Annotated in this window: 9 protein-coding genes; 6 read left to right on the forward strand and 3 right to left on the reverse strand. The window is 70.0% G+C overall.

All coding sequences use genetic code 11. The features are described 5' to 3' along the window. Nucleotides 1-825, forward strand: an 825-nt coding sequence (locus D7X55_RS28805) for a response regulator (RefSeq protein WP_121724726.1), incomplete at its 5' end; no start/stop codon positions are given. A gap of 4 nt (nucleotides 826-829) precedes the next feature. Here D7X55_RS28805 and D7X55_RS28810 read toward each other — a convergent pair. Together D7X55_RS28810 and D7X55_RS28815 are read right to left on the reverse strand one after the other, a co-directional pair. Beyond that, complete coding sequence (locus D7X55_RS28810; RefSeq protein ID WP_147470245.1) at nucleotides 830-1,297, reverse strand: hypothetical protein; 468 nt, start codon at nucleotides 1,295-1,297, stop codon at nucleotides 830-832. Between the two features lie 403 nt (nucleotides 1,298-1,700). Then, nucleotides 1,701-5,144, reverse strand: coding sequence for an amidohydrolase family protein (locus tag D7X55_RS28815; RefSeq protein ID WP_121724728.1), 3,444 nt, complete (start codon nucleotides 5,142-5,144; stop codon nucleotides 1,701-1,703). Between the two features lie 62 nt (nucleotides 5,145-5,206). Here D7X55_RS28815 and D7X55_RS28820 point away from each other — a divergent pair, with 62 nt between their 5' ends. From D7X55_RS28820 to D7X55_RS28835, 4 genes are all read left to right on the forward strand, one after another. Next, complete coding sequence (locus D7X55_RS28820) at nucleotides 5,207-5,755, forward strand: PaaI family thioesterase (RefSeq protein WP_233610129.1); 549 nt, start codon at nucleotides 5,207-5,209, stop codon at nucleotides 5,753-5,755. Beyond that, nucleotides 5,755-6,207, forward strand: a complete 453-nt coding sequence (locus D7X55_RS28825; protein ID WP_120548770.1) for a PaaI family thioesterase — start codon at nucleotides 5,755-5,757, stop codon at nucleotides 6,205-6,207. The genes D7X55_RS28820 and D7X55_RS28825 overlap by 1 nt, the downstream gene beginning before the upstream one ends. 218 nt (nucleotides 6,208-6,425) lie before the next feature. After that, the gene (locus D7X55_RS28830) at nucleotides 6,426-7,397 is read left to right on the forward strand and encodes a BTAD domain-containing putative transcriptional regulator (RefSeq protein ID WP_121724729.1); all 972 of its coding nucleotides are present in this window, start codon (nucleotides 6,426-6,428) and stop codon (nucleotides 7,395-7,397) included. An 88-nt stretch (nucleotides 7,398-7,485) separates the two neighbouring features. Further along, nucleotides 7,486-7,836 (forward strand): DUF2019 domain-containing protein, encoded by a 351-nt coding sequence (locus tag D7X55_RS28835; protein WP_121724730.1) that lies wholly within the window; start codon nucleotides 7,486-7,488, stop codon nucleotides 7,834-7,836. 7 nt (nucleotides 7,837-7,843) lie between these two features. On the opposite strand, the gene D7X55_RS28840 is transcribed toward D7X55_RS28835, so the two are convergent. After that, nucleotides 7,844-8,125 carry a hypothetical protein gene (locus tag D7X55_RS28840; RefSeq protein ID WP_120548774.1) on the reverse strand — a complete coding sequence of 94 codons (282 nt, stop codon included), beginning with the start codon at nucleotides 8,123-8,125 and terminating at the stop codon, nucleotides 7,844-7,846. A gap of 235 nt (nucleotides 8,126-8,360) precedes the next feature. On the opposite strand from D7X55_RS28840, the gene D7X55_RS28845 reads away from it, so the two are divergent. Continuing rightward, the gene (locus D7X55_RS28845) at nucleotides 8,361-9,719 is read left to right on the forward strand and encodes an RtcB family protein (RefSeq protein ID WP_120548775.1); all 1,359 of its coding nucleotides are present in this window, start codon (nucleotides 8,361-8,363) and stop codon (nucleotides 9,717-9,719) included. Nucleotides 9,720-9,759 lie beyond the last annotated feature (40 nt).

Below are 9,759 nucleotides of genomic sequence, written 5' to 3' on the forward strand. Positions count from 1 at the left end.
GAGGGCGGGAGGGAGACCATCCTCGCGGTGGAGGACGACGCGGAGGTCCGCGCCACGGTGGTGGAGCTGCTGATGGAGCTGGGCTACCGCGTGCTGCGCGCGGTGGACGGGCAGAGCGCGCTGTCCATCCTGAAGAGCGGCGTGGCGGTGGACCTGCTCTTCACGGACGTGGTGATGCCGGGACCGGTGCGCAGCCCGGAGCTGGCGCGGCAGGCGAAGGCGCTGCAGCCGGACATCGAGGTGCTCTTCACGTCCGGCTACACGGATAACGCCATCGTGCACGGCGGCCGGTTGGACCCCGGCGTGAACCTCTTGTCCAAGCCGTACCGGCGCGAGGACCTGGCGCGCAAGGTGCGCGCGCTGCTGGACCAGCGGCAGCAGCGGCTGGCGACGCCGAAGCTCCAGTGGCCGGAGGCACCGCGCGCCGCGGAGGCTTCCGCGACGCAGGAGGCCGCGCGGCGGATGCACGTGCTGCTGGTGGAGGACGACGAGGACATCCGCGCGTCCGCCAGTGAGCTCTTGGGGTTGCTGGGCCACGCGGTGATGCCGGTGGCGAGCGCGGAGGAGGCGCGGGTGGCGCTGGTGGCGGAGCGCTTCGACGTGCTGTTCACCGACGTCACGCTGCCGGGCATGTCCGGCGTGGACCTGGCGCGCGAGGTGGCGCTGCGCAAGCCCGCCATGCGCATCATCATCGCGTCCGGCCACGGCCGTTCGGCCCTGGACGGGGATCCGCGGCAATGGTTGGGCGTGGTGGTGCTGCCCAAGCCCTACGCACTGCCGCAGATCCAACAGGCCCTGGCCCAGGTGGCCGCGACGGCCCGCTGAAGGCTCAGCCGCGCTGGCGCTCCAGGAAGGCCAGCAGGCCTTCCGTGTTGCGGCGTTCGTGGTCGTCCAGGGATGGCAGGTACTCGCGGACCTCCGCGAGCATGGACTCCGCGGCGGGTAGATCCGCGGGGGAGACCTTGAACGCCCACTGCCAGTACTCCGCGGCCGTGTAGGAGTACATCGTCGTGTCCAACGGATGCTTCAGGTACGCACGCAGGGCGCCTCGCACGACTCGCGGGGTCTGCCCCCAATGCGCGGCGCAGAAGAAAGCAGTCTTGGCGATGTAGCGATGAAGCGAGGCTGACGGCACCCGTCCTTCATGGCGCCGCCCCACCTGCTTGAGGCCAGCGCGGAACCGAGCCCAGTCCTTGGGCGCGAGGACGGTCACGTCCGATACCTCGTCGCCGAAGGCACGCCAGGCCGGATCCCGAAAAGGCGGGTCCGGGAACGCGTTCTTCATTTTCGTGGGCATGGCAGCGCCTTCCCGTTCCAGGTGTAGATGGCGTCAGGCCAGAACCCGTTCGCCATGCAATAGGACCGGCAAGAGTCACAAAGGCTCTCTCCCTTCACGCGTCCGGATTCGCTGTCTCCGCCCATATCGACACAGCGAATGTAGTCCTGGGTGCAGGACTCCCTGACCTGTTCCTTCTTCTCCAGTTCCTTATCCGTCCCGGGAGGAGGCAACGGGTTCGGTTTCCGGGGCCGGGGCGGTGACACGGTCTCAAGCTGCTCGCACGCCGCCGCCGAGCCCTCCTTGCACTGGCAATCCAGTGTGCTGACACAGCCCGGCCCGGGCCCAGGGCCCAGGGATTGACGGAACTGCCGCGGGCCGCCTGCGCAGCCCGCGAGCGCTCCACACAACACCACGGCGACGCTTAATCGCATACCTGCTCGGTCGCGTGCGTGGTGGCCCGGGGGCTCCAGCCCTCGTTGCCGTCCTTCTCGAAGAAGAACTTCGCGCGCGTGCGCTGCCGCGTGCCCACTTCGTTGAGCGTGTTCGCGTCGTACAGCCGCCCGTTCACCATCGTGTAGCGCACCGTGCGGCTGTGGGAGATGTCCTCCAGCGGGTTGCTGTCCAGCACCACCAGGTCCGCCAGCTTCCCCACCTCCAGCGAGCCCAGGTCCTTGTCCATGCCCAGGTGCCGCGCGCCATTCAGCGTGCCCGCGCGCAGCGCCTGCATGGGCGTCATGCCGCCCTGGACGAACATCGCCAGCTCCCAGTGCGCCGCCAGGCCTTCACGCTGACCGTGCGCGCCCAGCTGCACGCTCACGCCCAGGTCGCTCAGCTCCTTCGCGGCGCGGGCCACGTTCTGGTGGTTGAACTCCTCGTCCGGAATCATCACGCGGCGCCGCGAGCGCCCGTCCACCACGCGCCGGGGCACGAAGGACAACAGGCGCGTGTCCTCCCAGACGTTCGTCTTCTGGTACCAGTAGTTCTCCCCCATGAGCCCGCCATAGGCCACGCCCAGCGTCGGCGTGTAGTCCACCTGCGTGCCCTTCCACAGCTGGCGCACGTCGTCGTAGATGCGCGCCACCGGCAGCGAGTGCTCCAGGCTCGTGTGCCCGTCCACCACCATGGTCAGGTTGTGCTGGAGCAGCGAGCCGCCCTCGGGCACCACCAGCATGTCCAGTTCGCGCGCCGCCTGGAGGATCTTCTGCCGCTGGTCGCGCCGGGGCTGGTTGTAGCTCTTCACGCTGAAGGCCCCCAGCGCCTTCATCCGCCGCAGGTGCCGGCGCGCGTCGTCCAGCGTGTCGATTTCGACGTGCGCGTCCGCGCTCGCCGCGCCGTACAGGATGGTGCCCGTGGAGAAGATGCGCGGCGACGTGAGCATCCCCGCCTTGCCCAGCTCGCTGGCGGCGAAGATGGTCTCCGAGTGGTTGGACGGGTCGTGCAGCGTCGTCACGCCGAACGCCAGCGACGCCGCCTGCACCCAGCTCTGCTCCGGCATCAGCCCGTCCACGCCCATGGCCCCGTGCCAGTGCACGTCCACCAGGCCCGGCATCAGCGTCTTGCCCTTCACGTCCACCACCTTCGCGGACGCGGGCACGTTCACCTTCCCCACCGGGCCCAGCGCCACGATGCGGTTGCCCTGCACCACCACCACGCCCTCCTCCACCACCTGCTCGCCCTTCATCGTGATGATGCGCCCGCCCACCAGCGCCAGCGTCCCCTCCGGCACGTCCGACTTCGAGGAGAACGCCACGTCCACCCCGTCCGCCTCCGGCGGCGGCAGCGTCTTGGGCGAGCCGTCCATGAACGTGAACGCGTCCTTCAGCGCCCGCGTGTAGAGCTTGGGCCCCAGCGCCCAGTGCAGCGACAGCCGCGCGTCCGTGCCGGACCAGTGCAGGTATTCCCCCGCGTCACGGCTCACCTGCGTCACCGGCATCGCCTTGGTGCCCGGCCCCACGCGCGCCTCCTTCGCGCCGCGCACGAAGGGCGTCACGTACGCGTTGAAGTCCTCGCGGAAGGCCACCCACCTGTCATCCGGGGACACACGCATCTCCAGCGCGCCGCCGCTGGTCAGGTGCGTGCGCGGCTCGCCGCCGTCCAGCCCGATGCTGCGCAGCGTGCGCACGTCCTCCACGTCCTTGGACTCCACGTGCAGGAAGTACACGCGGTCCGGCTTCGCGCCGAAGTGCGGCTGTTCGCCGTCGCGCGTGAGCTTGCGCGCCACGCCCCCGCCGGTGGACGGCACCACGAACAGGCCCGTCTCCCGGCTCCACGTGCCCGGCATCAGGTAGCCGTCGCCCGTCGTCCGGTACACCACCCACTTGCCGTCCGGGCTCATCGCGGGCTCCACGTAGAAGCCCGGCTGCGCCGTCACCACGCGGCCCTCGCCGCCCGTGGCCGGCACCACGCGCACCGCGCCCAGCGCGTCGTCGTCCCACGTCGTGTAGACGATGGAGCGCCCGTCCCGTGAGAACGACGGATAGAACTCCAGGTGTGCGTTCTGCCGCGTCAGCCGCCGGGGCTGCCCCGACGGCAGCTCCTTCACGTACAGCTTGCCCAGCGCCTGGTACACCAGCCTCTTGCCATCTGGTGACACCTGCATCCAGCGCAGCATCTTCACGTCGAAGCGGTCCGGCGCCACGGGCCGGGGGCCCTTCACCGCCGCGAACACCGTGCGCGTGCCCTTCACGTGGAAGGGGATGGGCGTCACCTGCTTCGTCGCCACGTCGATGCGGTGCAGCGTCCCGCCCGCCCAGAACACCAGCGACCTGCTGTTCGGCGTCCACGCCATCACCGGGGACACGCCGTGGATGGCCCACGTCTCCTGCATGTCCCGGTCGAGCCCGTCATACAGCGGCCGCTCCGCGCCGGACTTCACGTCCGCCACGTACAGCACGCTCTTGCCGCGCACGCGCCGCACGAACGCCAGCTGCTTGCCGTCCGGTGACGGCGTGGGCCGGATGGAGCCACCGGGGCCGGTGACGAAGGGCTCCACCTCCTTCGTCTCCAGGTCCAACCGCTGGATGACGTAGAGTTCCTTGTTGGGGTCCTTGTCGTACTCGAAGGACTTCCCCGGCGTGATGTCCTGGCTGAAGTAGACGGAGCGGCCGTCCGGGGAGAACGCGGGCTCGCCCAGGTCCTTCTGGTCGTTGGCGCGCTCGGTGAGCTTCACGCCCTCACCACCCGCGCGGTGGTACATCCACACCTCGCCCGCGCCCAGCGAGCGCCGGCCGGTGAAGTGCTTGCGAGCCACCAGGAACTGCCCGTCCGGGCTCCACGCCGGGCTGTTGAGCAGGCGGAACTTCTCCTGCGTCACCGCGCGCGGGTTCCTGCCGTCGCGGTCCATCACCCAGACGTTGTCGCCGCCGCCCCGGTCGCTGGTGAACGCGATGGACTTCCCGTCCGGGCTGTAGCGCGGCTGCATGTCCCACGCAGCGCCGGACGTCAGCGCGCGCGCCTCGCCGCCCGCGATGGGCAGCGCGTAGATGTCACCCAGCAGGTCGAAGACGATCTCATCCCCGCGCGGGCTCACGTCCACGTTCAGCCACGTGCCCTCGCGCACGTCGATGGGCACCTGCTTGCTGGCCACGCCCGGGGGCGCGTCCACCTTCCACTCGTCCTTCTTCGCGTCGGGGGCTTCCGGCGTGGCGACGGGGGCCAGGGTGCCGCCGTCGCCCTCGCTCGCCCGGGCGGCCTCGCGCGCGGTGTCCTTGGGCGCGGGCGGCTTGGGCGGTTCCTGTGGAGGCGCTTCCCCCTGTCCTGGCGGTGCGGGCACGGGCGCACCGGCGGGCTTGGGCAGGGGCTGCGCAGCCAGGAGCAGGCCTGGGACGAGCAGCGCGAAGCAGAGGGACGAGAGGGGTCGGTTCACCGGAAGTGTCCTCGGGGAAAGACGCAAAGGCGCGGCATCCTGCCAGGATGCGCGGGCTCGCAGTGCGCCGTGAACTCGCGGACGGGCAGGCGTGTTCCTGGGCGCGGCGTGCCGCGGTGCGTTCCCCCGGCGAGGTCCGGATCTGCTACTGCATCCAGCCCATGTCGGACTTCAGTCTTCCCACGGACCCGGAGGCGCGGCGGGAGCAGCTCTCCGTGCTGTTCACCGAGGCAGTGCCCCACAACCACGCGCTGAAGCTGCGGCTGGACGCGGTGGAGGCCACGGCCGCGACGGTGGTGATGCCGTACGCGGACGTGCTCGTCGGCAACCCGGAGACGGGGGTGGTGGCGGGCGGCGCGGTGACGACGCTCATCGACGCGGCGAGCGGCGCGGCGGTGATGGCGGCGCTGAACGCGTTCGCGGCCATCGTCACGCTGGATTTGCGCATCGACTACCTGCGCCCCGCGCGCCCGGGCCTGCCGCTGACCGCGCGGGCCGAGTGCTACAAGGTCACCCGCATGGTCGCCTTCGTGCGCGCGCTGGTGCACCAGGGCGACCCGGCGACGCCGGTGGCCTCTTCACAGGGCACCTTCATGCGGGTGGAGAGCTGATGAGCACGCCTTCGCTTCCCCTCGCGGACCTGGTGCGCCAGGTGCGCCAGTCGCGCGAGTACCACCGCCTCACCGACGCCATCCCCTACACGCGCTTCATGGGCATTGGCGTGGAGAACCTGGCCGGCGAGATGCTCTGCCGCATGCGCTACGCGCCGCACCTGATTGGCAACAGCATCCTGCCCGCGCTGCACGGCGGCACGCTGGGGGCGCTGCTGGAGTCGAGCGCCATCTTCGAGCTGCTGCTCCAGACGGACACCGAGCGCGTGCCCAAGGTCATCTCCACCACGGTGGACTTCCTGCGCTCGGGCAAGGCGCAGGACACGTTCGCCAAGGCGTTCATCACGCGGCAGGGACGGCGCGTGGCCAACGTGCGCGTGGAGGCCTGGCAGGATGACCGCACGCGGCCCATCGCCAGCTCGCACGCCCTGTTCCTGCTGTCGGAGCCGTGAGCCCTCGAGGGCAGGGATGCGGCCTCCAGGTGACACCCGTCATCCGGAGCTGCCCCCCTGTCCCATGCGTGCGTATCCGACTTCTCCTGAGAGTTCAGGGAATCCTCGGACTGGCATTGTTACAGCGCGGTTCCCCATTTCTACAGGGTCCGTGAGGGGTCCTTCAGTGGACAGCGTGCACGGGGACACGGTGGTCTGCCTTTGGGTCCGCCGGGTGGATGACAGGGATTCCGGCCCACGGTCGCGGTGGGGGCGAGGCAGTGAACGCGAGCGCACGTCACGGGAGCGCGGCACGTCGCCTGCTAGCTCAGGGGAGCGACACCGACGCGGAGACCCCCATGAGCGAGCGCGAGTCGATGAAGTTGCGGGAGTTGAAGGAAGCCGCCCATGCGCTGTACCAGCGGGGGAGGTTCGCGCAGTGCGCGGAGACGTACGCGCAGCTCGCGAAGCGGCTGCCCCGGGACGCGAATGTGCGCATCCGGCTGGCGTCGGCCTGTCGCCGCGCGGGTCAGCAGGAGCAGGCCATCGCCGCGTACCGTGAAGCCGCCCGGGTGCTGGTGTCACTGGGTTGCGAGTCCCGCGCGAGGGGCGCGCTGAAGGTCGCGCTGGAGTTGGATCCGCGAAACGCGACGCTGCAGCAGGAGCTGGCGCGGATGGGTCAGGGCGCGGTGACGCCGACGGCGGAGGACGAGGAGCTCTACCGCTTCGACCGGCTGCCACCGCCGACGCCGCCGCCCGCGCGGATGCGCAGCATGCCGCCGTCCATCACGCCGGTGTCCGGCCGTGGAACTCCGGCCGTGACGCCGCTGCCGAAGGTCATCGTGGCGATGGCCGACTTCGCGACGCCCACGCCGAATGGGAACACGCCGCCGTCCATCACGCCCGTGGTGCTGAACAAGCCGGCGCTCAAGGTGCAGCCCGCGCTGCCGCGAAGCCCTGCGAGCGATCCGATGCCGGAGCGGCCCACGGTGAAGGTCCTCGCGCTGCGAAACCGCGAGCCCGAATCCCAGCCCACGCCGCCTCCGCCCGCGCCGGTGATGCCCTTCCGGCCAGAGATGCGCCGCCTGGCGCCGAACGTGATGGCCCTGCGTGTGTCGCCGCAGGCGCGCTGGGTCATCATCCGCTCGGAGAGCGAGCTGGAGGTGAGCCGTTCGGAGTCACTGCCTGACGAGTTCGCCACCTCGCATTGAGGCGAGTGATGCAGGGACAAGGCCTTCGCAGCCAGCCTTCTTCGTGGTTGAGCCGGTTCTTTGATGCGGCTCAGAAGGGAGTCTGGTGATGACCCTGGAGAAGCTGGTTGAACAGGTCGCGAAGCACGTCGCCGCCCAGACCGATGCCATCTGGCAAGGCGATTCCAGGACCGGAAACAAGCACGCCAGGAAGTACGGGGCCGCGATCGATCAACTCCTGGCCCATGGCGACCCCGGACGGGATGCGCTCCTCGTGCTGCTCAAGCATGAGCGCATGGACGTGCGGGTGATGGCCGCCGCGCACCTGCTGCGCTACCGGACGGCGGAAGCCAGGGCCGTCCTGGAGGAAGCCGCCCGGGGCCAGGGGCTTGTTCCCTTCGAAGCCTCGGAAGCCTTGAAGCGGTGGGACGAAGGCACCTGGTCCCTGGACCCGGGATAGCCCCGGCCTACATGGACACGGACTTGGCCGGGTCGATGAGGCTCTGGAGCGGGTTCGTCGCCTCCGCGGTCTCCTGCTCCACGTCCGGCTCGTAGGCGCGGACCTGCGCCTCGCAGTGATTGCTCTTCCGGTTCTGGTGGCAGTGCCGGATGCCGTACACGTGGTGGCACCCGCATGGATCCACGCGCTTCTTGGCGCACAGCGACGGATTGAACACCGGAGCCGCGGTCATCTCCACCGGCCCCGCCTGCAACGACATCGCCAGCACCATCCCCGTCAAAAACCCCATCGCCCACCCCCTTGATGCACGCTGCAGAAATGGGAATGCCGATCGGGCTCCGCAACCCCCAGGCTTGTCTGATTGCCACTCCGTGCACTCCCGGCCGTTCCCTCCGTCCACCGCCCCGGGTTTTCCCCTGGCGCACGCCAGGCAAGCAGCCAATCGTGTGTCCGGAAAGCGGCACCGTCAGGGATGAGGGAGGGCTTCGTCCCTGCCGCGGGTTCACTCACCTGGGGGATTCACCATGAGCTGGAAGCAACACCTGGAAAAGGTCTCCGAGGGCCACTACGTCCTGCCGCGCACCAAGACGATGCGCGTGCACGCGGACCTGTTCCTCTCCGACAAGCTCCTCTGGGGCGAAGAGGGCAACCCGGAAGCCCCCGCGCTCGAGGACGCTGTCTTCGATCAGGTCGTCAACGCCGCCACCTTCCCCGGCGTCACCCGCGTCGCCGTCACGCCCGACTGTCACGTGGGCTACGGCGTCCCCATTGGCACCATCGTGGAGACGGACGGCACCCTGCTGCCCACCGCCGCCGGCTACGACATCGGCTGCGGCATGGTCCAGCTGCAGACCTCCCTCACCGTGGAGGACGTGGCCGACCCCGCGAAGCGCCGCCAGTGGATCAACGAGGTCACTGAACGCATCGCCGTGGGCGTGGGCGCCACCCGGGCGCGCAAGCAGCGCAAGGTGAGCGACCCCACCCTCAAGGAGGTGCTGCGCCACGGCGCCAAGGCCCTGGGCCGCAGCCGCTCCGTCACCGAGCGCGACTTCATCCCCGTGGAGGACACCGGCGTGTCCATCCCCGAGCGCGCCTTCGACAAGCGCGGGCAGCTGGGCAGCCTGGGCGGCGGCAACCACTTCACCGAGATGCAGGTGGATGAGACGGGCCGCGTCTGGGTGATGCTCCACACCGGAAGCCGGGGCTTCGGCTGGAACATCGCCAAGCACTTCTTCGTGGCGGGCGCCGCGCAGCTGGGCCTCAAGAGCCGCAGCGAGGACTTCGTCTGGCTGGACGCGGACAGCCCGCTGGGCCGCAGCTACTGGAACCTGCACAACATGGCGGCCAACTTCGCCGTGGCCAACCGGCTGCTCATCGGCGAGGCCGTGTGCGGGGCGCTCGAGGACGTGTTCGGCGGCACCGCGAGCATCTACTACGAGATCAGCCACAACCTCATCCAGCGCGAGGGCGGCAAGTTCGTGGCTCGAAAGGGCGCCACGCGGGCCTTCCCCGCCGGCCACCCGGCCCTCAAGGGGACGACGTGGGAGTCCACCGGACATCCCATCCTCATCCCGGGCTCCATGGAGACGGGCAGCGCCATCCTGTTCGCGGAAGCAGGGGCGGAGAAGTCCATCTACTCGGTGAACCACGGCTCCGGCCGGCGGCTGTCCCGTGCCGCGGCGCGCCGGCAGCTCCAGCAGGAGGAGACGGACCGGCGCATGGCGGAGGCCGGCATCCTGCTCAACACCCGCACCACGCCGCTGGACGAGTCCGGGCCCTGCTACAAGAACCTGGACGACGTGCTGGAGACGGTGGAGCAGGCGGGACTCGCCCGGGTGGCGCACCGCCTCAAGCCGGTGGCCTGCATCAAGGGCGCGGACTGACGAGGGGGCTCGTGGGGGAGGCCGGGCGGCGCTAGAGTGG

Source organism: Corallococcus sp. AB049A (assembly GCF_003668885.1).
GTDB classification, from domain to species: Bacteria; Myxococcota; Myxococcia; order Myxococcales; family Myxococcaceae; genus Corallococcus; species Corallococcus interemptor.